We start from the raw sequence: 25,673 nt of genomic DNA on the forward strand, positions 1-25,673 counted from the left end.
GCAGCCTGCGGCCTTGATTCCGCGCTTACCCTCAAAAGCGTACCGACCTGAGCAATTAGAAGGGGATCTCGTCAAATGTAGTTTGTACAGGCAACTCATAGGTCAGAGTTCCCTCCGACGTTACAACTTCAAGCGTAACGATGCCTTTTGACTGGTATGTCCTTTTTTCCTCGTCGCCACTCCACTTTGTCCAAAATTCACGAGAGAACTTGGTTTTAATTTGGGTGAACGCATCAGGTGACAATCGGTTTATGTCTGGTCTAATCAGGTGTTTTCTCAGTTCTAGGCCATTTTGTCCCTCAAAGTCATCTTGCGGACAGTCTTTTCCATCAACGCTCAAATTCCAATGTCTAGTGGTCACAAAGTAATATGCTTCAATCTCGGGACTGCGATGTTTGGATTCGTTTCTCAGAGTAACTTCCAAGTCCATGCTACCGGAGTGCCTGAACTCACTTTTCTCTAAAAATCCGGGGTCTGAACTATGGCTTACCTGAATACGTTGCTCGCGCCTCCTCAATGTTTCCGCTTTCAACCATTCTATTTTTGGACCCAATTTCTCTGTTAAGTCAGCTATGCTACCATCATAAATTACATGAGTATGGTGTTTCAGATCGAAAGGAATATCCGTCGCGCTCTGCGTTACCAGGGCGCACAGCTTTCCCTTTGCGTGAGCATACCCAACTTCGTAAAACACATTTGGGTTTTTTCCAGTCATTTCAGCAATGACAAAGTCCGAATTTTCGATCTGTCGGTAAACTCGTTCAAGAATTGACTCTGAAAAGTGTTGTTCATCTACACGTTCTGCAACGACATCAAAGCTCTCTGCCAATTTCTTGATACCGAACTTGTAGATGTCATCAAATTCATGAGAAAATGGCATTAAGACAAAAGCGAATGGTTTTACTGTCGACATTATCTCACCTGCTTTGGCCGCGTCTTGCGCCGCGCCCGTTTTGAACTTGAAACGCTCCCCCGGAGCGTTTCATCCCCGCTAAGCGGGGTCGTTCACAACCCCCATAAACTCCCGCCATTCCCCCTTGCTCATCCCCGACGTCTCCTGCGTCACCTCTTCGCCCTTGATCATGCGGCGCACGCAGTCCAGCGCCTTACCGGACATGGTCGCCCCGCCCAGCCGGTAATCCTCGAACGCGCCATAGGCGGCCGGAACCCAATCCTTGACCATCTCACAGATCGCTTCGGCATAGACCCTGATCTCGTACTGGGCATGGGCATCCGCGCGCAGGCGCAGAAAGTGGAAGAGGTTGTGCAGGTCCACCTTCCAGTACCATTGGGTGTAGATGTTGGCGGGTAGGTTCATGCGGGCCAGTTCGCGGGCGAGGCCGGATTGGCCTTCATCCGAGATCATCGCCTCGTAATTGTCATAGGCCCGGTTGCTGTCGGTTTTCAGGATTTCGAGGACCCGTGCGGCCTCGGCCCCTTCCAGCGTCGCCCCCCGCCCCTGGTTGTTGATCACGGATTGGGCGGCCAGCGCGTCAGGCTCGGGAATATAAAACTCGCGATCCAGGATCGAATAGCGGGCCGAGTATTCGTTGACGTTGGCCGTGCGGTGGCGAATCCACTGGCGGGCGACAAAGACGGGCAGTTTGACGTGCAGCTTGATCTCGCACATCTCGAACGGGGTCGAGTGCCAGTGACGCATGAGATAGCGGATCAGCCCTTCGTCATTCTGCACGGATTTTGTGCCCTTGCCATAGCTCACGCGCGCCGCCTGACAGATGGCTGAATCGTCGCCCATATAGTCGATGACCCGGACAAAGCCGTGATCCAGCACGGGGCGGGCATGATAAAGATGCGCCTCCATCGCCGGAACTGTGGCGCGCAAAGTCGGCTGGGGATTGGCGCGCAGGTCTTCGATTTCGGCAAGCTGGTCCGGTTCAAGCGGCATGGGTCCCATCCTTTATCCACAGAATCTGTCAGGCGTTCACTCTATATGGTGGAAGTTGATACGTGAACCACCATATGAGGGTGCGCTTTTGGCAACGGTTCTGGTTGAGGTCTGTGCCATAGCCTCAAGATTTCGTTGACTTTTGAACGATTGGCGCAGAGTCTCGCCCCAAAGAGGCAGAAAAATTAAACCGCAAAAGGTTTGGCAGGTATGAAACGGACAGCAGCAATGTGTGCGCTCGCCCTCGGGGTAGTGGCGTGCGGGGATGGCAATCCATTCACAGACGGGACGACAACAACGACCCCTCCCAGTACGGGGACGCCGGTGTCAGGTGTGCCTGCGGCCATCCTGAACGATCTGGAACGGATCGACTTTAACGCAGCGACGAACACGCTGACGGTCACCGGCCTCACGCAGGACGGGGTGCCACTGGTCAATGAATACAGGGCCATCGCCAGCACATTCGCGCCCGGCTATGTCACCTTTACCGGTCAGAACGACCCGCTGGGCCGCCATGCGACAGCGTTTGTGGCCAGCCGCGAAGGATTGCAGGCCGGGGTTGTGATGACAGGTCCGCAGTTCAACAAGTTCTTTGGCGGGTCGTTCTTTGAACGCTCGGGCACCTATTCGGCGCCCACCGCACCGGAGAGCCGGTTCGACGTCACCTATTACGGAAACTACGCGGGCGGCATCAACAGCTCCGGCCCCATCACCGACCTGTTTCCCGTCGTTGGCGTTGATCCGGATGTGAATACCCCGTCGCAAACCGCCTATGTGCGCGGTTTGATGTTTGTGAACGTCGACCTCAACGATATGTCGGTCGAAGGCGAGATTTACGACCGGACAGGTGTGTTTTCCGGTGGTTTCGCCGATCTGCCCGACCTCGTTTTGGTCGAAGGTACGCTGGCTGGCGACGGTACGTTCAGCGGCAACGTGGAATTTGACGCAACCGACACCAACTCTGGTACGCCGTCCAATCCTGTCGGAAACGACATCGGTGACTTCGCTGGTGTCATTGGTGGGCCCGGTGGCAACGCGATGGCGGGTGGCATTACCCTGAGCGAATTCTCGGACGATCTGGAAAACGAATTGGAGTATGGCGTGTTCGTGCTCGACCTCTGTGAGACGGGCAACACTGATCCAATCTGCGTCAACGCCCTGCAACCCTGATCGCTATGAAACGCGCACTTGTTGCGGGGGTCGTTGCACTTTGGGCGACGGTCGCCGCACCGCAAAACGCAGGGACTGACGACAGCGCGACATTCAGTCTGGATGAAGCGCGGCTGGTGGCCCGGCAGGCGTTGCACAACGGGCAATTCGAACTGGCGCGCCAGATTGCCATGGGTCTGCTTCAGGCAGATGCCAAAGATCCCTTTGCCTACGGCGTGTTGGCAGCAGCCCATTCGCGGCTGGATGATCCACGCCTTGCCCGCGCTGCAGCGCGCCTGTCCTACCGCTATTCCGAGACGGACGTGCAGAAATTTGGTGCCGCGCGCACCGCCGCCAGCGTGGCCGCCCAACAGGAACGGCCCACGGCGTCTCAGGCATGGTTGCGCATCGCGGCGACCCACGCGGACACGCCGCAGCAGGACACACTGGTGGCGCGCGAATATGCCCGCGCCCGGGCGGCCAACCCCCTGCGTTTCAACATCAACCTCTCTGTTGCCCCGTCCGACAACGTCAACAACGGCACGGACAACGTGCTTGAGGTCATCAATGGCGTGCCGACGCTGGGCCAGTTCCAGGGCAGCTCGCGCGCGCTTTCGGGCACGGTCGGAGTGCTGGATGTGCAGTTGCGCTATCGCCTGCGCGCGGATCAGTCGTCGCGCACCACGGCAAATGCGCGCCTCTACACCCGCCGGGTGGACCTGTCGAGCGAGGCGCGCACCATCGCGCCCAACGTTACCAACAGCGATTTTGCCTCGACCTATGCAGAACTGGGCGTCAATCATCAATTCGCATTGGGCGCGGCTGGCAACGCGATGACCCTCGGGGCGGCCTTCGGGGCCAGTTGGTCGGGCGGCAATCGGTCCTATGATTTTGCCAAGGTACTGGTGCAGCGCGACGTGCGCCTGTCCCCCAACAACCGCCTGTCGCTGAGCGGCGTGGTCGAGCAGCGGCTGTCCGCCGTCTCGTCCTTGCGCGATGCGAATGTGCTGACGCTGGGGGCAAACCTTGGGCACAAACTGGCGGGCGGGGACCGGCTGAGCATTGGGGTCACGGTGCAGGACGTGTCGGGCGACAACATCAACGCCGATTTCCAGACGGCAAGCCTGCGGGCGCGCTATACTTTTGCCAAACAAGTCGGGCCTGTGCAGGTCACCACCGGCCTCACCTACGGATATACCGACTACGATTCTTATGTGCTGGTCCGCCCTGTTGATGGCGGGCGGCAAGATACGTCGCTTTATGGCGACGTGTCGCTGTTCTTTGCCGATTACGATTTCGCGGGATTTGCACCCACAGTGCAGGTGCGCACCGGGCGGCGATCCTCCAACGTGAACCGGTTCGAAATCAGCGAAACGACCATCAGCCTCGGCATTCAATCAAAGTTCTGAGAGGCGCTGGCCCTGCCCGCGCGACGTGATAGATTAGCGCATATATTTGCCTAACAAGGAAAGTCGCAACGATGCCAACCAAATACCTGCACACGATGGTCCGGGTCAAAGATCTGGACGCCTCGATGGCGTTCTACAAACTTCTGGGGCTGGAAGAGACCCGGCGCGTTGACGTCGAAAGCGGGCGCTTTTCGTTGGTTTTCATGGCACCGCCTGATCAGCCGGATTGCCCGGTCGAGCTGACTTATAACTGGGACGGTGATGACGCCCTGCCCGATGACAGCCGCCATTTCGGGCATCTCGCCTATAGTGTCGAGAATATTTACGATATGTGTCAGCACCTTATGGACAATGGCGTCACCATCAACCGCCCGCCACGTGACGGGCGCATGGCCTTTGTGCGCTCGCCCGACAACGTCTCGGTCGAGTTGCTGCAGGACGGCGACAACCTGCCCGCGGCAGAGCCTTGGGCCAGCATGGAAAACACGGGCCATTGGTAAGAACTGCGGCCATTCTGGTCGCCTGTCTTGCGGCCTCGCCAGCGGCTGCGTGCCGTCTGGCGCTGCTGTTGGCGCTGGATGTGTCGTCATCTGTGGATGCAACCGAAGATCAGTTGCAGCGTGGTGGCCTTGTCGCCGCGCTTACCTCGCCTGAGGTCCGGGCTGCCTTCTTTGCCGTTGATGCCCCGGTGGCTTTGGCGGTGTTTGAATGGTCGGGTCGCTACAATCAGGAGGTTGTGCTGGACTGGATCCTGATCGACAGCCCAGCGGCCCTTTTGACCGCGGCGGAAACGATTGCGGCCAGCAAACGCAGCCACAATGAATTTCCCACGGCCATGGGCTATGCCCTTGGCTACGGGTCGGAAATGCTGCGCCGCGCACCGAATTGCCTCTATCAGACCATCGACATGGCCGGGGACGGACAGAACAACGAAGGGTTCGGACCTCAGCTTGCCTATCGCGAGTTCGATTTTGCCGATATCACGGTGAACGGGCTGGTGGTGAATGCGGCCGAGTTTGCCTCGGAGACCCAACTGATCGAATTTTATCAGAACGAAGTGTTGTGGGGGCCCGGGGCGTTCATGGAAGTGGCACAGGGGTTCGAGGATTACGAACGCGCGATGCGGCGCAAGCTGGAACGCGAGCTGACGCCGCCTGTGATCGGCGGTCTGATCGACAAGCGGCAAGCCGGATGAGAGCGCTGCTGGCCGCACTTGCGCTTGGCGCACTTGGCGGCACCGCAGAGGCCGCCTGTCGGCAGGCGCTGGCGCTGGGGCTCGATGTGTCGGGATCGGTCGATGCGCGCGAATACCGTTTGCAGATGGATGGCTTGGCGGCGGCTTTTGATGACCCCAAGGTTCGTCAGGCGTTGCTCATTATGCCCGGCACGCCCGTGCATCTGTTGGTCTATGAGTGGAGCGGCCCCGAAGATCCGACCGTTGTCCTGCCATGGACAGCCGTCACCGGGCCTCAGGTTCTGAACGGTATCATCGGGGAGTTGCGCAGCGTGCAGCGGCGCAATGCGACGCCCGGCACCGCCCTTGGACTGGCAATGCGCGAAGGTCTGGGGCATCTCGATCAGCGCACCGAGTGCTGGAAACGAACACTGGATTTGTCCGGTGATGGCAAGTCTAACCTTGGTCCCCGCCCCGTCGACATCAAACGCGAGATCGAACCGACAGGCATCACCATCAATGCGCTGGTCATTGGTGCCGATGCCCCGTCGCTGGGCGATATCAGGCAGGCCGAGATTTCGGGGCTGTCGGCTTATTTTCAGGCCAATGTCATCGTCGGCTCGGACAGTTTCGTGGAAACCGCGCTTGGGTTTGAAGATTATGCAAATGCCATGGCCCGCAAGCTGGAGCGGGAACTGGAGACGCTGATCCTCGGGGATATACCGCGGGTGTCGCACCCGCGCCTGCCTGGTCAGTAGATATAGCGGATCTGATCTGTCCAGTAGCGTTCCATCCGCTTGAGCGACGCGGTGATATCCACGATACCTTCTGGTCCCAGCACGCCCTTGGCCTGAAGGCCATCGGCGTGGCGCAGGAACAGTTCTGACACCACATCGCGAATCTTGCTGCCCTTGTCGGTCAGCTTGACCCGGACCGAGCGGCGATCAATCTCGCAACGCTGATGGTGCATGTACCCCATTTCGACCAGTTTCTTGAGATTGTAGCTGACGTTTGAGCCCTGATAGTAACCGCGGCTTTTTAATTCGCCCGCCGTCACCTCGTTGTCGCCGATGTTGAACAACAGCAGTGCCTGAACCGCGTTGATTTCCAGCACGCCGACTCGCTCGAATTCGTCCTTGATCACGTCCAGCAGCAACCGGTGCAGCCGTTCGACCAGCGACAGCGCCTCGAGATAGCCGATCATGAAACCCGCGTTATTGCGCGGCGTGGTGTCTTCCTGCCCGGTGGGTTGGGCGATGGGGTCCTGAATGCTCATCCGCGTTCTCCGACTCAGTGTCTGCTCGGGGTCAGAAAATGGACATGATTCGCAAATATTCAGTTAAGCGTCGAAATCGCTTGGCTTTTTCCCCTGAAAGGTCTGTGAAATATCGGAAATCAGCTCCGCAAACGGCTCTGGCGCCGGTTCCTGCCCGGTCACCCAGCGGATCAGATCCTGATCGTTCTCGTTCAGCAGCGCGTCATATGTGCCCAGTTGGGCCGCGTCCATGTCTGCCAGATGAGCCCCTGCATAGGCCGACAGGATCAGGTCCATTTCCTTGATCCCGCGCCGCATCGAGCGCATGTGCAGCCGTTTCAGGCGGTGGTCGCGCGGCTCGTCACTCATCGCCGGACATGTCCAGCGTCGCGCGCAGGCGCTTTTCCAACCGCGCCACCTGTTCGGCGCGCGCCAGCATATCGGCGCGCAAATCGCGCAATTCAGTCAGGATGCTGCGGGTTTCATCGGTCACGGGCCGTGTGTCCAAAGGGCCAACCAGCCCTTCGCCCTCGCCGTTGATCAGCCACATCATCGACACGTTGAGCAAACCGGCCATGATCGACAGACGATTTGCGCGCGGCTCGCTCAGGTCATCTTCCCAACCGCGCAGGGTTGTCAGCCGCACACCCAGCCGCTTGGCCAGTTGTTTTTGCGACATGCCAGCGGCCTCGCGCGCGGCGGCGACGCGATCTCCGAAAGTTGCTGTCGCTGCACTGTACCAGTCCACTGCATCTTCCATGACCATTCTCCTTGTGTTTGCGCGCGCGGCGCTTGCCCGCACCGGACGGCAGGCCTATGACGGGGTCAACCCCTTACTAACGAGGCTCGGACCGACATGACATTCCTTTCCGCGACGCTCGACCGCGTCAAACCGTCCCCCACCATCGCTGTGACCACAAAAGCGGCCGAGTTGAAGGCGGCGGGGCGGGATGTGATCGGACTTGGCGCGGGCGAGCCGGACTTTGATACACCTCAATCGATCAAGGATGCCGCTGTCGTCGCCATTGCCTTGGGTAAGACAAAATACACCGCTGTGGACGGCATTCCAGAGCTGAAACAGGCGATCTGCGCCAAGTTCAAGCGGGACAACAGCCTTGACTACACCCCCGCGCAGGTCACCGTGGGCACAGGTGGCAAGCAGGTGCTTTACAATGCGCTGATGGCAACGCTGAACCCTGGCGACGAGGTGATTGTGCCCGCCCCCTACTGGGTCAGCTATCCGGACATGGTGCTGCTGGCCGGTGGCACGCCCGTGACCGTGGCCTGCGGCATCGAATCCGCCTTCAAGATGACACCTGAACAGCTTGAGGCGGCAATCACCCCCAAGACCAAGTGGCTGATTTTCAACTCGCCCTCGAACCCTACGGGTGCTGGCTACAGCCATGACGAATTAAAAGGCCTCACGGACGTTCTGATGCGCCATCCCCATGTCTGGGTGATGACGGATGATATGTATGAGCACCTCGCCTATGACGGGTTCAAATTCTGCACCCCTGCCGAGGTTGAACCGGGCCTTTATGAACGCACGCTGACGGTCAACGGGGTCTCCAAGGCCTATGCGATGACAGGCTGGCGCATCGGTTATGCAGCAGGCCCGGAGCCGCTTATCAAGGCGATGCGCAAGGTGCAGTCGCAATCGACCTCGAACCCCTGCTCGATCAGCCAATGGGCGGCGGTCGAGGCGTTGAACGGGCCGCAGGATTTCCTTGCCCCCAACAACGACAAGTTCGTGCGGCGCCGCAATCTGGTGGTCGAGATGCTGAATGCCATCGAGGGCATGGAGTGCCCGGTGCCCGAAGGCGCGTTCTACGTCTATCCCTCGATCAAGGGTCTGATCGGCAAAACCAGTGCCGCAGGCAGCGTGATTGTCGATGACGAAGCCTTTGCCACGGCGCTGCTCGAGGAATCCGGAGTTGCCGTGGTGTTCGGCGCGGCATTCGGGGTATCGCCCAACTTTCGGGTCAGCTACGCTACGTCCGACGAGGCGCTGAAAGAGGCGTGCAGCCGCATTCAGACCTTCTGTGCGGGACTGACCTGAGGCGGGGGCGATGGGCACCGAACTACCTGACTACTATTTCCGCGTGCGCGAAAACGGGGCGGCGGTGTTCCGGGTGGACACCGAAAACCGCCAGCGTCGGATCGAGATGGACCAGATCGCCGTGGTCAACATTCGCAATGGCGAGATCAAGCCGCAGGGCGACCGTGTCCTGTCCGAGGATGATCTGGCGCGGATCAAGGCGTGGATGGACGAGCGGGCCAATGTGCTGGCCCATCGCGACATCGACGACATCCACAGGGCCGTGGATTACCTCAACCTCACCACCCAATGGGCGCAATCGCGCGCCAGCGATGAACAGCTCGAGGATGTGACCGACGCGCTGCTTTTGGCGATGCACGATCTGCGTTCAGTCCTTGTGCGCAAGAAGGCCGACAGGCTGACATCGGGCAATTAAGGGCGCTGTTTGCGCACCACGGGTGCGCCGTCCAAGGGCACATCATCGCCTCCGTCCGGCGCGTCGCCGCGTCCCAGTCGCGGCACCATGACCCACCAAAACCGCACCATCAGCGCCACCCCGGCAAAGGCCAGCCCCACTGTCAGCCCCAGCCAGACACCGACGCCTTCCCAGCCGACAACAAAGCCCAGTACGTAAGACACAGGCATGCCCACAACCCAATAGGACACTGCCGCCAGCACCATCGGCACCTTGGCATCCTGCACCCCGCGCAAGAGCCCAAGTGCCACAACCTGCGCCCCATCCACCAGCTGGAACAGGGCGGCCAGCGCCAGCAGCACGACACCGATGGCGACCACTTCGTTGCGGGCCTCCTGCCCGGCATCCACAAAAATGCTGATCAGCGGCACGGGCATCGCGACAAACAGCACAATGGTTGCAAGCGCCATGCCAACGCTCATGCCGATCACCATGCGCGCACCGCGTTTCATGTGATCCAGATCGCGCCGCCCATAGGCGTTGCCTGCCCGGATTGTGGCCACGTTGCCAAGCCCGAGATGGACCATGAAGGTGATCGAGGCCAGTTGCAGCGCGATCCCGTGCGCGGCCAGCGGAATTGTCCCGATCCAGCCCATCATGAAGGCGGAGGCCGCAAAGAGGCCCACTTCGCTCAAGGAGGTCAGCCCAATCGGCCAGCCAAGCTGAAACACCCGGCCCAGCATCTCGAAATCAGGCCGCCAGAGGCGCACGAGGATGGCGTGTTGCGGCAAGGCCCAGAGCGCATAAGCAATCACCCCCGCCAGCGACACCAGTTGCGTGGCCACCGAGGCGATAGCCGCCCCTTCGATCCCCATTTCGGGCGCACCCCAGTTGCCGAAGATAAAGGCATAGTTCGCCAGGCCATTGACCAACGCCGCCACCAGCGTGATCCACAACACGATCTGCGTGCGTTCAAGGGCGGCCAGGTAGCTTTTGAAGGTCATCACAATGAGCGCAGGGATGATCCCCCAGCCCGCAATACGCAGATAATCGGCCCCGTCGCGGGCCACCTGTTCGGATTGCCCAAGGCCCAGCAGGATCGCCTCTGACCAGATCATCAGCGGCATTACCGCCACCGCAAATCCGGTGCTCAGCCACAGACCCATGCGGGTGGCGCGGCGCAGCGCAACCTCGTCATTCTCGGCGTGATAGGACGCCACCATGGGCATCACCGCCCAGGCAAAGCCCGACCCCATCAGAAACAGCACGAAAAAGAACGACCCCGCCGCGGTCATCGCGGCCAGTTCCTCGACCCCGTAGCGACCCAGCATGATCGTGTCGGTGATCCCGATGGCCGTCTGGCCAAGGTGCCCGCCGATCAGCGGCAGACCAAGGACCAGCACCGCGCGGGCGTGACCGGAATATGACATATGCGAGAGGGCCATCGGACTGTCTTACGCCTGCTTTTTGGGCAATGAAAGCCCTGCAGTGTTCGGCAATCACAAAGGTGCCTGTGCGGCCCTGTCTCAGAGCAGCGGCAGGGCCAAAGCGGTGGCGACAAGTGCGATCAAACCGCCTGCAACAACCTCGACGAGGGCCATGGCACGCACGGCCCCGGCCCCGCTGAACCCGGCCAGCGCCGAGCGGCGCGTGCCCACGGCCGCCAGCGCGACCAGAACCGTGACACCGGCAGTGCCAAGCCCCATGACAATGGCCCCGGCAATACCGGCCCATGGGATGCCAAGGGCAAAACACAGGATCAGCAGGAACACGGCCCCGGTGCAGGGGCGGATGGCGATCGAGGCGATGATGGCTGCAGCGTCCTTCCATGAGGTGACCGCCTCGGCCTGATCGATGCTGGGGCCATGGGCGTGCCCGCAGGTGTGGCAGTGCCCGTCGGCGTCCACCGGATGGGCGGCGGCCGACCACGCCCGGCGCGCGCCGCGGATCACCAGCCACGTGCCCACCAGTGCGATAGCAATGAAACTGGCCGGGGCGAGAACCTTGTCAGCAGCGTCGGTCATCTGAGTGCGGCTCCACCCGAGCACGAGTGCCCCGGCACCCACCAGCAGGATCGCTGCCAGCGCCTGCGCCAGAGATGAAGCGACGGCAAGGGCCGACAAACGCACCGCCGTCACACGGGCCGCCGCACCATAGCCCCCAATCACCAGTTTGCCATGGCCCGGCCCCGCCGCGTGGAAAAAGCCGTAAGCGGCGCACAGGCCCATAAGAGTGGCCCAGGCCCCGGCCTCGCCCGCGCGGACGGCCCGCAACCCTTGGGCCAGCGCATTCTGGGTTTCGCGTTGCTGGGCATTGGCCCATTGGGACAGATCCGACATCCCGCCAAAGCCGAACAGCCACAGCAAGACGGCAGCAGCGACCAGCAAAACGCCAATCCTCAGGGCGCGCATGACAGCATCACCGTATCGGCAAAAGACTCACCCACTTCTGGGTAGTAATCGGTCGCCTCGGATTCCGGCGTGGCGTAAAGCAGCTCTTCCAGCTTGGTATAGGCCGCGTCCAGATCGGCTGCTTCGATGCGGGCGGTACAGGGGCCGTCGACCTCGACCTGCCCGGCCAGTTCGTAAGCGGTATAAAAGGTCGGATCATAGGCCTTGATCTGCAGCCCCGCTGCCGGAGCGTTTGCGGGGCGGAAATGGGTGGTGATGATGCGCCCGCCCTCAACCCTGGTGCCGCGCGACTGCGGCGCCCCAAGGGCCACCGGTCGACCATTGAGGCTGGCATAGCTGTCGCCCTCATAGCCATCGACCCATTGCAGATCGAACCCCTCCAGACGCTTCACCTCGTCCGGGCGCAGGCGGCCATCGCCATCGGAATCCAACTCCAGATCGGCAAAGATCAGCAGGGAATAGAAATCGTCATAGGCCCATTGCACTTCGAGCCCCTTGAACATGCCATCGGCATCGACCACAGCGCGCAAGGACGCATCGATGAACACATGCGGATGCGCCTGCCCAAGGGTCGGGACAAAAAACAGGCACAAGGCCAGCAGGGGCGCGCGCAAATTGGACATGGAATGCATGTAGCGACGCCGCCGATGGGCCTCAACCCTGTGGGCAATAAAACTGGGCAGAGAGACGCCGGTCTGACGTGCTGGTGATAGGTCTTGATCGACAGCCCCGCTCTGTCACAATGATTCCCGTAAATGGGGAATAACTCCGGCGCGCCTCACCGCCGGAACACCTGCAAAGGAAGACTGACATGACACTGCGCCCGATCCCGGCCATGGCCACCCTTGCCGCCGCTGCCCTGACGGGAGCGGCCCTTGCCAATCCCATCGACCGCATTCGACCCGACGCGCCGGAACTGGCAGGCTTTGGTCTGTTTCCTGTGGGTGTCCAAACGCTCAGCGCCACGATCCCCGACAGTATCGACGTGCTGAACGTCTCGGGCGGCGAAGTGCCGCGCTATGACCGACCCCTCACGCTCGAGGTCTGGTATCCGGCGGAACTGGGCACGGTCGAGGGCGGCAGCTACACCGCCATTCTGCGCGACGGCGTGACGGAGGTGACACTGACGGGCCGGGCGGCGCGCGATGCGGTGCCCGCCTCGGGGGCACAGTTTCCGCTGATCGTGATCAGCCACGGTTATCCCGGCAACCGCTACCTGATGAGCCATCTGGGCGAAAACCTCGCCTCCAAAGGATACGTGGCAGTGTCCGTCGATCACACCGACAGTACCTATTCCGATCAGGATGCCTTTGGCTCGACCCTGCTGAACCGCCCGCTTGATCAGGCCTTTGTTGTGGATCACATGGCGGCACTGGACGGGCCACTGGGTGCCATCATCGACGCGGCCAACACTGGCGTCATTGGCTATTCCATGGGCGGATACGGCGCGCTGATCTTTGGCGGGGCGGGGGTCACACAGGCCTCGACCGAATTCAGTTGGGGCACGCCAAACGGGCTGCTGGAACAGCACCTTGCCGGGTCCGAAAGCCATGAGGCGCTGATGGACCCGCGGATCAAGGCCATCATCGCCATCGGGCCATGGGGCAACAATGCGGGGTTCTGGGATCTCGAAGGGCTCGCAGGACTGCGTGTGCCGCTGATGCTGATGGCGGGCAGCGATGACGATGTGTCCGTATACGAGGCCATGCGCGGGGTGTTCGACGGCGCGGTCGGAACCGAGCGGCACCTGCTGACCTTTGACCACGCCAACCACAACGCAGCCGCCCCGATGCCCGCCCCGGCAGAGGCGTGGCTGCCCTCGGACACGCTCGATTTCGCACCCTTTGAACACTACGCCGACGCCGTCTGGGACACGACGCGGATGAACAACATCGCCCAGCATTTCGCCACGGCCTTCATGGGGCTGCACCTGCAAGGCGAGTCTGACATGGCCGCCTATCTCGACCTGATCCCCAAATCGAACGACGGGCTGCACGCGCTCGATGATGCAGGCAAACCGAGCGAGGATCACACCTATTGGGCCGGGTTTGCTGCCCGCACCGCCAAGGGGCTGCGGTTCGAAACGAAAGGTCGCGGCGAATGATGCGGGTCTCAGAGCGTGAGTTGAACGGCAACATTTTCACTGTGCGTGAATGGGGGGTCGAAGGGCTGCCCAAGCTGCTGATGCTGCACGGCTTTCCCGAATATGGCGGGGCGTGGAACACATTGGCCCTGCAATTGTCGGACCGGTTTCACTGCATCGCGCCAGATCAGCGCGGCTATGGTGGCAGCTATGCTCCGGACGCGGTCGAGGACTATGCGATGGAGGCGCTGGTGGGGGATATGGCGGCCCTGATTGGCCCTGAGCCGGTGATCGTGATGGGCCATGATTGGGGATCAGCGGTGGCTTATGGGCTGGCGATGTTCATGCCTCAACTCGTCAGCCACCTGATTGTGGCCAACGGCGTACACCCAATCGTCTTTCAACGCGCCATCGCCGCCGGAGGCGCACAATCGGAAGCTTCGCAATACATCAACGCGCTGCGCAATGAAGGGTCCGATGCGGCGCTGGCAAAGGACGACTTTGCCCGGCTGATGCAGTTGTTTTCCTCGCAGATGAATACCGAATGGCTGCAAGGCGACGTGCTTGAGGCGCAAAAGGCCGCGTGGCGGCAATCGGGGCTGCGGGGCATGATCAACTGGTACCGTGCCTCGCCGTTGGTGGTGGCTGACCACCGCAAGCCGGTCGAATTGCCCGATCTGCCGACCGACAGGTTCATGGTGCATTGCCCGCATCTGCTGATCTGGGGCGAAGGGGACACCGCCTTGCTGCCCGAGGCCACAGAAGGCTTGGAGGATTTCGTGCCTGACCTCACCCGCGTCTCGATTGCGGACGGTGATCACTGGGTCCTGCACCAGCACCCCGACCGGATTGCCAGCATCATCCGGGACTGGCTGGCTTGATCCACGCTTTGCTTGCGCGCATTTTCGCGTCATAGTGGCAGCATTCAACGAAGGTATTTGTCATGTCACATAGCTATGAAATCAAATTGGCCGCCCAGATGGCCGAAGCCTCTTATGCGGGGCGCGGACACGGATCACTGGCCACTGCCCTGCGCAAGGAACTGGATGAGGATGACGTGCAGGCGCTGTTCCTCAAAGGGGATATCCTGCTGATCCCGGGGTCGAACTCGGTCGCCGATTACCTCAAGTTCAACCTGCGCATCCTCAATATCGGCGGCAAACGGTTCCGCCTGAACGATGACGACACCGAGGCCGGAGCCTCGGGCACGATCTGGCACCAAGGGTTCTTGCGGCACGCGCAGATGATCTATGCGTGGCTCGAACGCGAACGGCTGCGGCCCAAATTCATCATAGGACATTCACTGGGGGCAGCGGCGACGCAGATCCTCGTGCGGACCTACGGCGTGCCCGGCATCGGCTTTGCTGCCCCACGCCCACGCCGCAGCCGGGGGGCGATCAAGCACTCGCATCTGTGCCTTTGCATCAACCGCGATGATGACGCGGTGTGCGACCTGCCCGGCTCGTTCCACCATATGGGCCGTGTACACAAGGCGCGCGCGCGACGCTCGGTTTTTGGCCCCGATCACAGCATGAAACACTACCGCCGTGTGATCGACGAACAGCAGGTTGCAGGCATTCTGGGCGCACGCTGGCCGGGATGAAAATGGCAGCGACTTTGAGGATCGGGGCGATAATACACCCCGATTCGCGCATTGTGTGCGGAATTGGCGCGTCGGCGGGACCTACCAACTACAGGTAGCACTCAGAAACGATTCCGTGGATTTACGGGATGTTGTTCCGAAATTGGTGGGTAATACCGCGAGAATCTTTTTACCCAGAAAAGCGGCGTAAGGATTTGTTAAGAAACGATTAATGCAAGATTTTCTCGCGAAAGTAGTATTTCCAGTCTCAGAAATCAATCGCTCCCTTCTGTGAATATGGCGTAACTTGGGCGGAGTTAGTTTAATTTTTGGGCGAGGACGTGTTTTGAGAAAATTAATGATGACGTTCGCTGTTATGGCGACATCGCTTGTTGGCGCGACGATCGCCCAGGCAGCGACCTACACTTACAATCTGGCCGATCACCCGGATGGAAACCAGCGCGGCAACTTTGACTATGGCATCCGCCTTGACGGCGCACAGCCAAGCGCGCGTTTCTTCACCTTCGGGAATGGCTCTGCTGCGCAGCTGACCTATAACGACACAACCTTCGAAGCGACGCTGAGCGGGTCGGTGTTTGAAAGCACAGGCGTCGGGACCGTGGGCAACGCCTACACCCTGTCCTACACGCTGTCCGGCCTGACCGACCTTGGCGGCGGGTTCTTTGTGCAGGAGACAGCCAATTCAAGCGGCACACTCACACTTGGTACCGAGGTGATCTCGCTGGGCACATCGTCCAACGGCAGCTATTACTTCAAGTTTGCCAATGACGGGCACCGTCTGGGTTCGTCGACCGGTATCGCCGGACGCGGCTGGATCGCAAGCAGCCCCGGCTCGAACGACTTTCTGTTCACCGCATCCTTGTCGGACACATCACCCGTTCCGCTGCCTGCGGCAGGCTGGTTGATGATCGCGGCATTGGGCGGCCTTGGCGCCATGCGCCGTCGCAAGACGCGCGACTGACGCAACACAACAGTTAACGACTTTGCAGGCGGGCCTTGGGTCCGCCTGTTTCGTATGGGCCTGCCCGGTCAGGACACGCGCAAACCCCTTCCCCCGCAAATCGCGGTCTGCCATACTCAGCGCCAAACAAACAATAAAGAGCAGCTGCCATGACCGACCTGCTGAGCGGGGCCGCCAAGGCCTCGGATTACGACGCCTCTTCCATTCAGGTGCTGGAGGATATGGAACACGTCCGGCTGCGCCCGGGCATGTATATTGGCGGCAAGGATGACCGCGCCCTGCACCACATGGTGGCCGAGATCATCGATAACTCCATGGACGAGGCCGTCGCGGGCCACGCCACCTGGATCGAGGTGGAATTGCACGAAAACGGCCATGTGTCCGTGCGCGACAACGGGCGGGGCATCCCCACCGATCCGCACCCCAAGGACCCGACCAAATCCGCGCTCGAGATCATCTTTTGCACGCTGAATGCGGGTGGCAAGTTTTCCGGCGACTCTTACGAGACGTCAGGCGGCCTGCACGGCGTCGGCTCTTCCGTCGTGAACGCCCTGTCCGATCATCTGCGGGTCGAGGTGGCGCGCAATCGCGAGCTTTACGCCATGGAATTCTCGCGCGGCCTGCCGCAGGGCAAGCTGGAAAAGATCGGTGCTGCCCCCAACCGGCGTGGAACGGCTGTCACCTTTCATCCGGACCCCGAGATTTTCGGCTCGCTCAAGCTCAAACCTGCGCGGCTGTTCAAGATGGCGCGCTCCAAGGCCTATCTGTTTTCGGGCGTCGAAATCCGCTGGAAGACGGCGATTCAGGACGGCGATACCCCGACCGAGGCCACGTTCCACTTTCCCGGGGGTCTCGCCGATTACCTGAACGAAGTCATGGCCGGCGCCACCACCTATGCCGAGGCCCCGTTCTCAGGCAATGTCAGCTTTGAAAAGTTCAAGGTGCCGGGCAAGGTCGAATGGGCAATCAACTGGACGCCCGCGCGCGACGGCTTCATCCAGTCCTATTGCAATACAGTGCCCACGCCGGAAGGCGGCACACACGAGGCCGGGTTCTGGGCCGCGATCCTCAAGGGGATCAAGGCCTATGGCGAGTTGGTGAACAACCGCAAGGCCTCGACCATTACCCGCGAGGATCTGGTCACCGGGGCGGGCGCGCTGGTGTCCTGTTTCATTCGCGAGCCGGAATTTGTCGGCCAGACCAAGGATCGCCTCGCCACGGTCGACGCCCAACGCATGGTCGAAAACTCGGTCCGCGACCACTTTGACAACTGGCTGGCGGCGGACACGAAATCCGCAGGCGCGATCCTCGATTTTCTGGTGCTGCGGGCCGAGGAACGGCTGCGCCGCCGTCAGGAAAAGGAAACCGCGCGCAAGACCGCTACGCAAAAGCTGCGCCTGCCCGGCAAACTGACCGACTGCTCCAACAAGGCGCGCGAAGGGACCGAGCTGTTCATCGTCGAAGGCGATTCTGCGGGTGGGTCGGCCAAGATGGCGCGGGACCGCAAGACCCAGGCGCTCTTGCCTCTGCGCGGCAAGATCCTGAACGTACTTGGCGCGGCAAGCTCGAAGCTGGGGTCCAATGCCGAGATTTCCGATTTGTCCCAAGCCCTTGGGGTCGGTCTTGGGGCCAAGTTCAACGTTGACGACCTGCGTTATGACAAGGTCATCATCATGACCGACGCGGACGTGGACGGCGCCCATATCGCAGCGCTGTTAATGACGTTTTTTTACACCCAGATGCGCCCCATGATTGACGCTGGCCACCTCTACCTCGCCTGCCCGCCGCTGTTTCGCCTGACGCAAGGGGCCAAACGGGTCTATTGCCTCGATGAGGCCGAAAAGAACGCGCTGATGGAGCAAGGTCTGGGCGGCAAGGGCAAAATCGACGTCTCCCGCTTTAAGGGTCTGGGCGAAATGGACGCGAAGGACCTCAAAGACACCACGATGAACCCCGCGACCCGCAAACTGATCCGAGTGAGCATAGACGATGATGAGCCCGGAGAGACAGGTGATCTGGTGGAACGGTTGATGGGCAAAAAGCCGGAGATGCGGTTTCAGTACATTCAGGAGAACGCGCGGTTTGTGGAGGAGTTGGATGTTTGAGTTAGGCGTTGATTTCTTTAAACTAAATAGATCAGTGGCAATTTCGTAAGTTACAGCAGATTTGCCGTGCATTGCTGGCAGTGGCTTGCTTATGCGATGGTTTTCTATGTGTCATAGGGGAACCGATGAATGGCCAACCAATCCATGATGAACTATTTTTGCGAACTCTGCATGACCAATGCAGGAGCAGCCAACAGTATCTTGTATTTTGCGGAAGCGGAAATCTGGGCGTGTGCGGTATGTACGCAATGTCGTCTGGGGTATTCAATTGCCTATCCTGACGAGGAAAAGTTTGAACACTTATGCATCAATAAACGCATCGGATTACCGGGAATAAATAAAGACGGACTGTACAGTCTTGGAGCTCCATCCAGAATTCATTTTAACTTCAAATCCTTCGATCTTAGTCAACCTTACCATACGATTCCGTTGTAGCCCCCGACCGCGGGTCGGAGGCCGTCTTGCATCGGCTCCAGTGGAGCCTTTGAGGCCGCAGAGGGTCGAAAGACCCCGGGGGTGACGCAGTCGCCCCCGCCCATGGGGGCGGTCGGGGGCGGCGAAAACGCGGGGCGTTTTCGCGGCGCGTTCTTCGAGACCGAACCAAGCCGCCCCATCGTTGGGCGGCGGCCTGCGGCCTTGATTCCGCCTTGTGAGCACAGCGATGCCCCGACTCTTCTCGCGTGCTGCAAGGCGGCACGTTGGGATAGGGCGCGTGCGGTCCGCAACCGCCCGTCCGCCCAGCCAATCAGGGCAATCAAGCACCCAAAAAAGCACAAAAAGGAACGGGGGCTCTCGCCCCCGCTCCATACTCGTTACCAAACCAACGGACCACAACTCGGACCGTGGCTCCCCCTCTTTTGCCCTCAAAAGGTGAACACGTGTTTACCAAAGCAAGGCATCTTCAAGGCATTTTAGAGAACTGGTTTTGACCACATCGCGCACACCGGCTTGAATCCGCCGATGGGCTGGCGCAGGCTGGCGCCATGATTACAAACGCAGACGCTCAGGCCTTTCTCGACCAGAATTTCGCCGCTTGGGTGCTGGCGCTGTCCCCGCGCGTCACGGCCTGCAGCACATCCGGCCTCACCCTCGACATCCCGATCACCGACGACATCGCGCGGGTGGGCGGGATTGTGTCGGGCCAAGCGCTTGCCACACTCGCCGACACGGCCATGGTTCTGGCCGCCGGAGCGCATCTGGGGCGGATGATGCCGGTGGCGACGGTTACGCTCGACACCCAGTTCCTGCGGCCCGGAAGTGGTGAGTCTGTCAGGGCCGAGGCCGAAATCATCCGCGCTGGACGCTCCATGATCTTTGCACGCTGCACCCTCTCCGCCCTGCCCGCAGCCAAGCCCATTGCCCATGCCACCGCCACATTCGCGCTGCCGGGTTAATGCTCGCCCGAATCTCACTCAATCGCGTCTTGAACCTTTTCCCGATCTGTCCCCTACTGCGCCCATGATCCTGCGTGCCCTTTTGATCCTGACCCTGCTTGCAAGCTGCGGTCGGCCTCTGACCCCCGCCGAAATCGCCTTTTCCGCGACCATCCACGGTGACGCTCTGAACACGGATCGGGTGCGGCTGGTCAAAGGCTCCCCGACACGGGCCGTGACATTCCGGCGCAAGGCCCGGCCCCGCACCACATGTCGCGAGTTGATCCTGCCGCCGCCCACGGACGCAATCATCACCGCCAAACCTGCCGCCGTCGCCCTCTGGCACAGCGTGCTGTTCGACAAGGACTGGTATCTGGACGACTACGTTCCGGACTACCCGGACGAGATCAACCTGATCGCCGCCATGCTGCTCGCACATGAGTTGACCCATGTCTGGCAATGGCAAAACCGGGCCGTGACGGGCTATTCCCCCCTGCGCGCCGCGCGCGAACATCAGGTGAGCGACGACCCCTATCTCTTTGATATCGAGGCAGAACGTCAGTTTTCCGAATTCGGCTACGAACAACAAGGCTCCATCGTCGAAGAGTTTGTCTGCTGCCGCGCCCTCGCCCCGCAAGCGCCCCGCACCAAGCGGTTGCATGCCCTGATTTCCAAGGCCATGCCCGTGGCCGACCTGCCTCAATCGCGCGAACACGATGTGCGCCTGCCCTGGGACGGGGTCGAGCTGAACGGAATCTGCGGCTGATGCAAAAGGAGACCTCGCCCATGGCCCATTATGCCCTGATCATGTTGTTGGCCGGGATCGGCATCCCGATTCTTGCCGCGCTCAATGCTGCCCTTGGCACACGGTTGGGCAATCCGGCGGCAGCGGCAGTTGTGCTGTTCATGGTGGCACTGCTGGCGGCGTCGATTGTGTTTGCCTTCACCGGGGCGCACGGGCTGAACAAGGTGGCGGCAGCCCCCAAACACCTGTTTCTCGCCGGGGCGCTGATTGCGTTTTATGTGCTGTCCATCACCTTCATCGCCCCGCATTTCGGCATCGGCAACGCGGTGTTCTTTGTGCTGATCGGGCAGTTGATCTCGGCCGCGGCCATCGATCACTTTGGTCTGTTCGGCGCGCAAGCCACGGCGCTCAGCCCGGCGCGGATTGGCGGGATTGCCCTGATGGCAACCGGAGTGTGGCTGACGCAGGTGGCGTAAGGCGGGCGTTCCCTATTCGGTTGCCGCCAGTTCCTGCGCCTGCGCCCAAGCGGCGGCGTCCACATCAGCCGGGTCGGCGATGATGCGATGCTGACCGGGCAGCCGCCCGCCTTCGTCCTGCCCGACCATCTCGGCGAGGCTGGCAAGGCGGTCACGAAACACATCCGACGCGCTGGGATCGATCAGAATGTAGTACTGCCCAAGGTCGTGAGGCGGTCCCTCGGGCGCTTTGAGGGGTTTGACATCGCGGCTGAGCACGCCGCCGGTCATGCCAGCCACCAACAGTTCGGCCATCAGGCCAAAGCCCCAGCCCTTATAGCCCCCCATCGACACGAGTGACCCGGCCAGAGCGGCCTCCGGGTCGGTCGTGGGCTTGCCTTCGGCATCCAGCGCCCAGCCCAGCGGGATTTTCTCGCCCGCTGCCTTGGCCATGGTGATCTTGCCCAGGGCAACTGTAGTGGTGGACTGATCGAACTGCATGGCCAACCCTCCGTCCCCATCTGGCACCGAAAAGGCGATGGGGTTGGTGCCGATCATTCGGGTCTTGCCCCCGGGAGGGGCCACGATGGGCGAGGCATTGGTCATCCCCAGACCGATCAGCCCGGCCTGTGCGATCTGTTCGGTGAAATATCCCAGCGACGTGCAGGTATGGGCATGGCCCACCGCCAATGTCGCCACGCCGTATTGGCGCGCCGCGTCCAGTGCGGGGGCCAGCCCGTAGGCAAAGGCAGGCTGGGCAAAGCCCATCAGCGCATCCACGTGGATGACCGCCGGGCGCATCGCGGTCACCGCAGGCACCACGTCACCCTGCACCCGGCCCGTTTTTAGCTGCGCACAATAGCTTTCCAGATAGTACAGACCGCAAATTCGGTTGCCCGTCGCCTCGGCTCGCGCCACCGCACGCGCCACTTCGGCCGCGGCAAAAGCACCGGCCCCATGCCGCATCAGTGCAGCCTGAACGATACGTTCTATGTCAGCCAATGAGACGGATGGCATGGTCAGGTCCCTCACGGCACAGGCCGCGACGCTCAGTCTGAGCAAACCGCGCAAGCTTCGTCAAGCGTGACAGTGAAGCGCGGGCCTTTGTGCGCCACTCATGGCGCGGTCAAACGGCCCGCATCCAACCGCAGCGTGCGATCCATCCGCGCGGCGAGATCAAGGTTGTGAGTCGCGATCAGCGCAGACAGACCCGTATCGCGCACCAGCGCCATCAGAGCGTCAAACACCTGATCCGACGTGCCGGGATCAAGGTTGCCTGTCGGTTCATCCGCCAGCAAAAGGCGCGGCGCATTGGCAAGTGCGCGGCAAAAGGCGACGCGCTGCTGTTCGCCTCCCGACAACTCGGCCGGGCGATGCGCAGCGCGCGGTGCCACACCCACCTTGTCCAGCAGCATCAGCGCTCTTTCGGCGGCGGCGGGTTTGGATGTGCCGTTGCTCAGCTGTGGCAGCACGATGTTCTCAAGGGCAGAGAATTCGGGCAGCAGGTGGTGGAACTGATAGATAAATCCGACATCCGCCCGGCGCGCCAGCGTGCGGCGACGGTCGGATTGCCCGGTCAGATTCTGGCCCGCAAGGGTCACGGTGCCCGTGTCGGGCGTATCGAGCAGACCTGCGATGTGCAGCAGCGTCGACTTGCCCGCACCTGAAGGCGCGACAAGGGCCACAACTTCGCCCGGCGCCACGCTGAGGTCTACACCGCGCAGCACCTGCACTTCGCTGGGTAACCCGGCATTGTAGGTCTTGGCGATACCCTCCAGCGTCAGCACAGGATCACTCATAGCGCAGCGCCTCGACCGGGTTCATCCGCGCCGCCCGGCGGGCCGGAAAAATCGTGACCACAAAGGCCAGGCCCAGCGACAGAGCCACAGCACTCAGCACATCCGGCAGGTTCAACTGCGCAGGCAGTGCATAGATGCCGCGAATGGACGGGTCCCACACACCGCCGCCCATCACGTAGTTCACAAATGAAAACAGCGGATCGATATAGAGCGCGAACAGGCAGCCCAGCACCACACCCATCGCCGTGCCGATCAGCCCCGTGAACGCGCCACAGATGAAAAAGACCCGCAACACCGAGCCCTCGGTCAGCCCCATGGTCCTCAGGATACCGATGTCGCGCCCCTTGTTCTTGACCAGCATGATCAGGCCCGAAACGATGTTCATCGCCGCGATCAGCACAAGGATGGACAGGATGATGAACATCACGTTGTCCTCGACCTCAAGCGCGCGCAGAAAGCCGCCCGAGGCATCGCGCCATGTCCACAGCTGCGCCCGGCCTCCGGCAGACTCGAGCAGGGCGGTGGCATAGCTTTCGACCGCTTCGGGGCTGTCCACCATCACTTCGATCTCGTCCGCGACGCCCTCGCGGTTGAAAAATGTCTGCGCCTCGGCCAGCGGCAGATAGACCCGCACCCGGTCGATGTCATAGCGCCCGGCGGAAAAGATATAGGTGACCTCGTAGGCGTTGATGCGCGGGCTGGTGCCAAAGGCGGTCTTGACCCCGTTGGGCGAGATCAGCTTGATCCGGTCACCCACCTGCGCGCCCAGTTCCAGTGCCACGCCCGACCCGATGGCGATGCCCTGATCATAGCGGGCGATATCGCCTTGGGCCGTTTCAGGGTCTGCAATGCGCGGCAGACTGGCGAGGTTTTCGGCAGACATTCCATAGACTTGCACGCCTGCATTGCTTTGGCGAAGGTTGGCCATGACCTGCCCGCGCACGATGGGGGCCGCTCGGGTGACACCGGGCACGCCGCGCAGGGCCTCGGCCATCTCGTCATAGTCGGAGATGGTGCGATCCACTGCACCGGTCGGGGTGACCTCGCCGATCTGGTAGACGGTCACATGGGCATTGGCGCCAAGGATCGTGTCGACAAATTCTGCGCGAAAGCCTGAGCGCACGGACAGGGTCGCAATCAGAGCAAACACAGCCAGCGTGATCCCGATCAGGCTGATCCACGTCATGGTCGACACCCCACCCGTGGCACGCCGCGCGCGCAGATAGCGCCAGGCGATCAGCCACTCGAACGGGGCAAAGGGGACGGGTTGGGTGGCCATTTACGGCTCCTGCTCGGGCGTTTTGTCACAAGTGGCCGGGGCGCGCCCCAAGGTCAAGCCCCCGGCGCAACTGCCCGCCTGCGCGTGATCGGCCAAAGAAGAGTGCGCAGCACAGCCCAGACCGCGATCATGCCCGCCAGAAATCCGGTCCCGGCAAAGATCACGCCTGGCAATGTCAGGGGCACTGCGGGCTCGAACGTCGCCATCGCCGCACGCGCCACATCGCGGTCGGTCATCCGTGCGGCGTGATAGGCCCGCATGAACGGACCAGCCCGTTCCAGCATACGCAAGTCTTCGCGCAACCTGTCATAGCGCTGAAATGTGCGGGTCATATCGCGGCGGCGCGCCTCCAGAAACGCGCTGCCCTGCAATTCGGCAAGCGCTGCATCACGGCTCAGCCCGGCATCCGCGGCAGAGGCGTCAAAATCGGCGACCACTTCGCCAAGTGCGTCGACCGCCCCGCCCAGACGCTGGGTGTACTGCTGCGCATATTCTGGAAATTGCGATCCCGCCGCCCCACCCAGCAGCCCAGCCGCCAGCGCCACCACGCGCACGATCATTTGAGCGGCCCATAGGCGGCCTTGCCCATCACCGAATCCAGCGCGCGGCGATCGTCATCGCTGACGCACGCGTCATAGCCCGCCATAACCGTCCACTCTGCCCCCCAGGTCACCGCATAGGTCCCGATGGTCAGCAGGCCCGGCATGCAAAGCGATCCGAAATGCCAGAAATTATAGGTCCCGTCCCCGGTGTGGTTGGCGCGAAAAGCGGTGCCAAGCCCGTAGTATAACCCGCTATCACCGCGTGCCAAGTGGGGGTAATCCAGCGGCGAACGCCCCGTCGGGGTTGCCGCGCCAAACCAGTGGCTGTGCAGGCGCGCGTAATCCAGCGGCGACATCATCCAGCCACCCCAGCTGAGGAACGCACCGCTCTTGGGCGACGGTCCTCCGTCTGCCCCGGCAGGCACCAGAACAAGACGGCGGCAAATATCCTCATAGGACCCCTCGGTGCTGGCCTCGATCACCAACGCAAGCAGCGCGTAATTCACGTTGTTGTAGACAAACTCGCCCGGTGCGCCGACAGGGTCCTTCATCAGGTTCAGCACAAATTCGGCCCGATGTTCGTCCGAGTTCAGCCACAACGCCATCAACGGCTGCGTGATATCCATGACGATGCCGCTGGTATGGGTGACAAGCGAGGCAACGCTCACATCTGGGCCTCGCCCCAGCACGTCACGCACGCTGGCGGCAAAGTCGAGCTGCCCGGCATCCGACAGAGCCGCCGCACACAACGCGGTGATGGATTTGCTGACGCTGGCCAGCTCAATCGGGGCCGTGGCATCGCCAATCGCCATCTTTGGCGTGCCGCGATAAGCGATGGCACCTGTGCCTCTGATCTCGCGCCGCACCAGCCAGTCGGCATAGGCCTGGCGAAAGGCGTTCATGCGATCCGCATCCTGCGCGGCCCCCGCATGGGGCAACACCATCAAGATCAACAGTATAAGAACACGCGC

29 protein-coding genes are annotated in these 25,673 nt (G+C 61.3%); 16 read left to right on the plus strand and 13 right to left on the minus strand.

Going from position 1 to position 25,673, the window contains the following annotated elements:
• Positions 1-55: 55 nt before the first annotated feature.
• Both Q1A89_RS15115 and thyX read right to left on the minus strand, forming a co-directional pair.
• On the minus strand, positions 56-913 hold the full coding sequence (locus Q1A89_RS15115) for a nucleoside 2-deoxyribosyltransferase (protein ID WP_299729946.1): 858 nt from the start codon (positions 911-913) through the stop codon (positions 56-58).
• A gap of 78 nt (positions 914-991) precedes the next feature.
• A complete protein-coding gene (gene thyX, locus Q1A89_RS15120; RefSeq protein ID WP_299729949.1) occupies positions 992-1,906 on the minus strand; it encodes an FAD-dependent thymidylate synthase in 915 nt (304 codons plus the stop codon).
• A gap of 210 nt (positions 1,907-2,116) precedes the next feature.
• Between thyX and Q1A89_RS15125 the strand changes: the two genes are divergently transcribed.
• From Q1A89_RS15125 to Q1A89_RS15145, 5 genes are all read left to right on the plus strand, one after another.
• Positions 2,117-3,076, plus strand: a complete 960-nt coding sequence (locus Q1A89_RS15125) for a hypothetical protein (RefSeq protein WP_299729952.1) — start codon at positions 2,117-2,119, stop codon at positions 3,074-3,076.
• Between the two features lie 5 nt (positions 3,077-3,081).
• Positions 3,082-4,464 carry a surface lipoprotein assembly modifier gene (locus Q1A89_RS15130; protein ID WP_299729955.1) on the plus strand — a complete coding sequence of 461 codons (1,383 nt, stop codon included), beginning with the start codon at positions 3,082-3,084 and terminating at the stop codon, positions 4,462-4,464.
• 71 nt (positions 4,465-4,535) lie between these two features.
• Positions 4,536-4,964: a VOC family protein gene (locus tag Q1A89_RS15135; RefSeq protein WP_299729958.1), complete on the plus strand. Its 429-nt coding sequence runs from the start codon at positions 4,536-4,538 to the stop codon at positions 4,962-4,964.
• Positions 4,958-5,659, plus strand: a complete 702-nt coding sequence (locus tag Q1A89_RS15140; protein WP_299729961.1) for a DUF1194 domain-containing protein — start codon at positions 4,958-4,960, stop codon at positions 5,657-5,659. Before Q1A89_RS15135 ends, Q1A89_RS15140 begins: the two co-directional genes overlap by 7 nt.
• Positions 5,656-6,396 carry a DUF1194 domain-containing protein gene (locus Q1A89_RS15145; protein ID WP_299729964.1) on the plus strand — a complete coding sequence of 247 codons (741 nt, stop codon included), beginning with the start codon at positions 5,656-5,658 and terminating at the stop codon, positions 6,394-6,396. Before Q1A89_RS15140 ends, Q1A89_RS15145 begins: the two co-directional genes overlap by 4 nt.
• Here the strand turns inward: Q1A89_RS15145 and Q1A89_RS15150 are convergent.
• The 3 genes from Q1A89_RS15150 to Q1A89_RS15160 all read right to left on the minus strand — a co-directional run bounded on the left by Q1A89_RS15150 (position 6,390) and on the right by Q1A89_RS15160 (position 7,653).
• A complete protein-coding gene (locus Q1A89_RS15150; protein WP_299730572.1) occupies positions 6,390-6,842 on the minus strand; it encodes a winged helix DNA-binding protein in 453 nt (150 codons plus the stop codon). The two genes, Q1A89_RS15145 and Q1A89_RS15150, sit on opposite strands and share 7 nt — an antisense overlap.
• A gap of 135 nt (positions 6,843-6,977) precedes the next feature.
• Positions 6,978-7,262, minus strand: a complete 285-nt coding sequence (locus tag Q1A89_RS15155) for a succinate dehydrogenase assembly factor 2 (protein ID WP_299729967.1) — start codon at positions 7,260-7,262, stop codon at positions 6,978-6,980.
• On the minus strand, positions 7,255-7,653 hold the full coding sequence (locus Q1A89_RS15160) for a helix-turn-helix transcriptional regulator (RefSeq protein ID WP_299729970.1): 399 nt from the start codon (positions 7,651-7,653) through the stop codon (positions 7,255-7,257). Before Q1A89_RS15160 ends, Q1A89_RS15155 begins: the two co-directional genes overlap by 8 nt.
• Before the next feature lie 96 nt (positions 7,654-7,749).
• On the opposite strand from Q1A89_RS15160, the gene Q1A89_RS15165 reads away from it, so the two are divergent.
• Entirely contained in the window at positions 7,750-8,952 is a 1,203-nt protein-coding gene (locus Q1A89_RS15165) for a pyridoxal phosphate-dependent aminotransferase (protein ID WP_299729972.1), read from the plus strand.
• 10 nt (positions 8,953-8,962) lie between these two features.
• A complete protein-coding gene (locus Q1A89_RS15170) occupies positions 8,963-9,367 on the plus strand; it encodes a hypothetical protein (protein WP_299729975.1) in 405 nt (134 codons plus the stop codon).
• Here the strand turns inward: Q1A89_RS15170 and Q1A89_RS15175 are convergent.
• The 3 genes from Q1A89_RS15175 to Q1A89_RS15185 form a co-directional block, all read right to left on the minus strand.
• Entirely contained in the window at positions 9,364-10,791 is a 1,428-nt protein-coding gene (locus tag Q1A89_RS15175; RefSeq protein ID WP_299729978.1) for an MATE family efflux transporter, read from the minus strand. The two genes, Q1A89_RS15170 and Q1A89_RS15175, sit on opposite strands and share 4 nt — an antisense overlap.
• A gap of 81 nt (positions 10,792-10,872) precedes the next feature.
• Positions 10,873-11,757, minus strand: a complete 885-nt coding sequence (locus Q1A89_RS15180; RefSeq protein ID WP_299729981.1) for a hypothetical protein — start codon at positions 11,755-11,757, stop codon at positions 10,873-10,875.
• Positions 11,745-12,380, minus strand: a complete 636-nt coding sequence (locus Q1A89_RS15185) for a DUF1007 family protein (protein ID WP_299729984.1) — start codon at positions 12,378-12,380, stop codon at positions 11,745-11,747. The genes Q1A89_RS15180 and Q1A89_RS15185 overlap by 13 nt, the downstream gene beginning before the upstream one ends.
• Before the next feature lie 188 nt (positions 12,381-12,568).
• Between Q1A89_RS15185 and Q1A89_RS15190 the strand changes: the two genes are divergently transcribed.
• The 9 genes from Q1A89_RS15190 to Q1A89_RS15230 all read left to right on the plus strand — a co-directional run bounded on the left by Q1A89_RS15190 (position 12,569) and on the right by Q1A89_RS15230 (position 21,103).
• A complete protein-coding gene (locus Q1A89_RS15190) occupies positions 12,569-13,861 on the plus strand; it encodes a dienelactone hydrolase (protein ID WP_299729987.1) in 1,293 nt (430 codons plus the stop codon).
• Positions 13,858-14,721 carry an alpha/beta hydrolase gene (locus tag Q1A89_RS15195; RefSeq protein ID WP_366524498.1) on the plus strand — a complete coding sequence of 288 codons (864 nt, stop codon included), beginning with the start codon at positions 13,858-13,860 and terminating at the stop codon, positions 14,719-14,721. The genes Q1A89_RS15190 and Q1A89_RS15195 overlap by 4 nt, the downstream gene beginning before the upstream one ends.
• Before the next feature lie 62 nt (positions 14,722-14,783).
• On the plus strand, positions 14,784-15,443 hold the full coding sequence (locus Q1A89_RS15200; protein WP_299729990.1) for a hypothetical protein: 660 nt from the start codon (positions 14,784-14,786) through the stop codon (positions 15,441-15,443).
• Positions 15,444-15,798: 355 nt separating this feature from the next.
• Entirely contained in the window at positions 15,799-16,404 is a 606-nt protein-coding gene (locus tag Q1A89_RS15205; RefSeq protein ID WP_299729993.1) for a VPLPA-CTERM sorting domain-containing protein, read from the plus strand.
• 149 nt (positions 16,405-16,553) lie between these two features.
• On the plus strand, positions 16,554-18,509 hold the full coding sequence (gene parE / locus Q1A89_RS15210; protein WP_299729996.1) for a DNA topoisomerase IV subunit B: 1,956 nt from the start codon (positions 16,554-16,556) through the stop codon (positions 18,507-18,509).
• Positions 18,510-18,638: 129 nt separating this feature from the next.
• Positions 18,639-18,944 (plus strand): hypothetical protein, encoded by a 306-nt coding sequence (locus tag Q1A89_RS15215; protein ID WP_299729999.1) that lies wholly within the window; start codon positions 18,639-18,641, stop codon positions 18,942-18,944.
• Positions 18,945-19,492: 548 nt separating this feature from the next.
• Complete coding sequence (locus tag Q1A89_RS15220; RefSeq protein WP_299730002.1) at positions 19,493-19,903, plus strand: PaaI family thioesterase; 411 nt, start codon at positions 19,493-19,495, stop codon at positions 19,901-19,903.
• 64 nt (positions 19,904-19,967) lie between these two features.
• Positions 19,968-20,648 (plus strand): hypothetical protein, encoded by a 681-nt coding sequence (locus Q1A89_RS15225; RefSeq protein ID WP_299730005.1) that lies wholly within the window; start codon positions 19,968-19,970, stop codon positions 20,646-20,648.
• A 20-nt stretch (positions 20,649-20,668) separates the two neighbouring features.
• Positions 20,669-21,103: a DMT family transporter gene (locus Q1A89_RS15230; protein WP_299730008.1), complete on the plus strand. Its 435-nt coding sequence runs from the start codon at positions 20,669-20,671 to the stop codon at positions 21,101-21,103.
• Between the two features lie 12 nt (positions 21,104-21,115).
• On the opposite strand, the gene Q1A89_RS15235 is transcribed toward Q1A89_RS15230, so the two are convergent.
• From Q1A89_RS15235 to Q1A89_RS15255, 5 genes are all read right to left on the minus strand, one after another.
• Positions 21,116-22,099: an Ldh family oxidoreductase gene (locus tag Q1A89_RS15235; protein WP_299730578.1), complete on the minus strand. Its 984-nt coding sequence runs from the start codon at positions 22,097-22,099 to the stop codon at positions 21,116-21,118.
• A gap of 98 nt (positions 22,100-22,197) precedes the next feature.
• Positions 22,198-22,881, minus strand: coding sequence for an ABC transporter ATP-binding protein (locus Q1A89_RS15240; protein WP_299730011.1), 684 nt, complete (start codon positions 22,879-22,881; stop codon positions 22,198-22,200).
• Positions 22,874-24,160, minus strand: a complete 1,287-nt coding sequence (locus tag Q1A89_RS15245) for a lipoprotein-releasing ABC transporter permease subunit (protein ID WP_299730014.1) — start codon at positions 24,158-24,160, stop codon at positions 22,874-22,876. The genes Q1A89_RS15240 and Q1A89_RS15245 overlap by 8 nt, the downstream gene beginning before the upstream one ends.
• 53 nt (positions 24,161-24,213) lie before the next feature.
• A complete protein-coding gene (locus Q1A89_RS15250; protein ID WP_299730017.1) occupies positions 24,214-24,720 on the minus strand; it encodes a DUF2937 family protein in 507 nt (168 codons plus the stop codon).
• Complete coding sequence (locus tag Q1A89_RS15255) at positions 24,717-25,604, minus strand: serine hydrolase domain-containing protein (RefSeq protein ID WP_299730020.1); 888 nt, start codon at positions 25,602-25,604, stop codon at positions 24,717-24,719. The genes Q1A89_RS15250 and Q1A89_RS15255 overlap by 4 nt, the downstream gene beginning before the upstream one ends.
• Between the last annotated feature and the right edge of the window lie 69 nt (positions 25,605-25,673).

The organism is uncultured Tateyamaria sp. (assembly GCF_947503045.1).
Classification (GTDB): domain Bacteria; phylum Pseudomonadota; class Alphaproteobacteria; order Rhodobacterales; family Rhodobacteraceae; genus Tateyamaria.

Bases quoted from the DNA above. Each gene is read 5' to 3' on its own strand.
- Q1A89_RS15160 (WP_299729970.1), bottom strand. From the start codon at position 7,653: ATGGAAGATGCAGTGGACTGGTACAGTGCAGCGACAGCAACTTTCGGA.
- Q1A89_RS15130 (WP_299729955.1), top strand. From the start codon at position 3,082: ATGAAACGCGCACTTGTTGCGGGGGTCGTTGCACTTTGGGCGACGGTC.
- Q1A89_RS15150 (WP_299730572.1), bottom strand. From the start codon at position 6,842: ATGATCGGCTATCTCGAGGCGCTGTCGCTGGTCGAACGGCTGCACCGG.
- Q1A89_RS15155 (WP_299729967.1), bottom strand. From the start codon at position 7,262: ATGAGTGACGAGCCGCGCGACCACCGCCTGAAACGGCTGCACATGCGC.
- Q1A89_RS15250 (WP_299730017.1), bottom strand. From the start codon at position 24,720: ATGATCGTGCGCGTGGTGGCGCTGGCGGCTGGGCTGCTGGGTGGGGCG.
- Q1A89_RS15195 (WP_366524498.1), top strand. From the start codon at position 13,858: ATGATGCGGGTCTCAGAGCGTGAGTTGAACGGCAACATTTTCACTGTG.
- Q1A89_RS15240 (WP_299730011.1), bottom strand. From the start codon at position 22,881: ATGAGTGATCCTGTGCTGACGCTGGAGGGTATCGCCAAGACCTACAAT.
- Q1A89_RS15220 (WP_299730002.1), top strand. From the start codon at position 19,493: ATGATTACAAACGCAGACGCTCAGGCCTTTCTCGACCAGAATTTCGCC.
- Q1A89_RS15115 (WP_299729946.1), bottom strand. From the start codon at position 913: ATGTCGACAGTAAAACCATTCGCTTTTGTCTTAATGCCATTTTCTCAT.
- Q1A89_RS15215 (WP_299729999.1), top strand. From the start codon at position 18,639: ATGGCCAACCAATCCATGATGAACTATTTTTGCGAACTCTGCATGACC.
- Q1A89_RS15170 (WP_299729975.1), top strand. From the start codon at position 8,963: ATGGGCACCGAACTACCTGACTACTATTTCCGCGTGCGCGAAAACGGG.
- parE (WP_299729996.1), top strand. From the start codon at position 16,554: ATGACCGACCTGCTGAGCGGGGCCGCCAAGGCCTCGGATTACGACGCC.
- thyX (WP_299729949.1), bottom strand. From the start codon at position 1,906: ATGCCGCTTGAACCGGACCAGCTTGCCGAAATCGAAGACCTGCGCGCC.
- Q1A89_RS15185 (WP_299729984.1), bottom strand. From the start codon at position 12,380: ATGTCCAATTTGCGCGCGCCCCTGCTGGCCTTGTGCCTGTTTTTTGTC.
- Q1A89_RS15235 (WP_299730578.1), bottom strand. From the start codon at position 22,099: ATGCCATCCGTCTCATTGGCTGACATAGAACGTATCGTTCAGGCTGCA.
- Q1A89_RS15230 (WP_299730008.1), top strand. From the start codon at position 20,669: ATGGCCCATTATGCCCTGATCATGTTGTTGGCCGGGATCGGCATCCCG.
- Q1A89_RS15135 (WP_299729958.1), top strand. From the start codon at position 4,536: ATGCCAACCAAATACCTGCACACGATGGTCCGGGTCAAAGATCTGGAC.
- Q1A89_RS15225 (WP_299730005.1), top strand. From the start codon at position 19,968: ATGATCCTGCGTGCCCTTTTGATCCTGACCCTGCTTGCAAGCTGCGGT.
- Q1A89_RS15245 (WP_299730014.1), bottom strand. From the start codon at position 24,160: ATGGCCACCCAACCCGTCCCCTTTGCCCCGTTCGAGTGGCTGATCGCC.
- Q1A89_RS15175 (WP_299729978.1), bottom strand. From the start codon at position 10,791: ATGGCCCTCTCGCATATGTCATATTCCGGTCACGCCCGCGCGGTGCTG.
- Q1A89_RS15200 (WP_299729990.1), top strand. From the start codon at position 14,784: ATGTCACATAGCTATGAAATCAAATTGGCCGCCCAGATGGCCGAAGCC.
- Q1A89_RS15190 (WP_299729987.1), top strand. From the start codon at position 12,569: ATGACACTGCGCCCGATCCCGGCCATGGCCACCCTTGCCGCCGCTGCC.
- Q1A89_RS15205 (WP_299729993.1), top strand. From the start codon at position 15,799: ATGGCGACATCGCTTGTTGGCGCGACGATCGCCCAGGCAGCGACCTAC.
- Q1A89_RS15165 (WP_299729972.1), top strand. From the start codon at position 7,750: ATGACATTCCTTTCCGCGACGCTCGACCGCGTCAAACCGTCCCCCACC.
- Q1A89_RS15145 (WP_299729964.1), top strand. From the start codon at position 5,656: ATGAGAGCGCTGCTGGCCGCACTTGCGCTTGGCGCACTTGGCGGCACC.
- Q1A89_RS15255 (WP_299730020.1), bottom strand. From the start codon at position 25,604: ATGAACGCCTTTCGCCAGGCCTATGCCGACTGGCTGGTGCGGCGCGAG.
- Q1A89_RS15125 (WP_299729952.1), top strand. From the start codon at position 2,117: ATGAAACGGACAGCAGCAATGTGTGCGCTCGCCCTCGGGGTAGTGGCG.
- Q1A89_RS15180 (WP_299729981.1), bottom strand. From the start codon at position 11,757: ATGCGCGCCCTGAGGATTGGCGTTTTGCTGGTCGCTGCTGCCGTCTTG.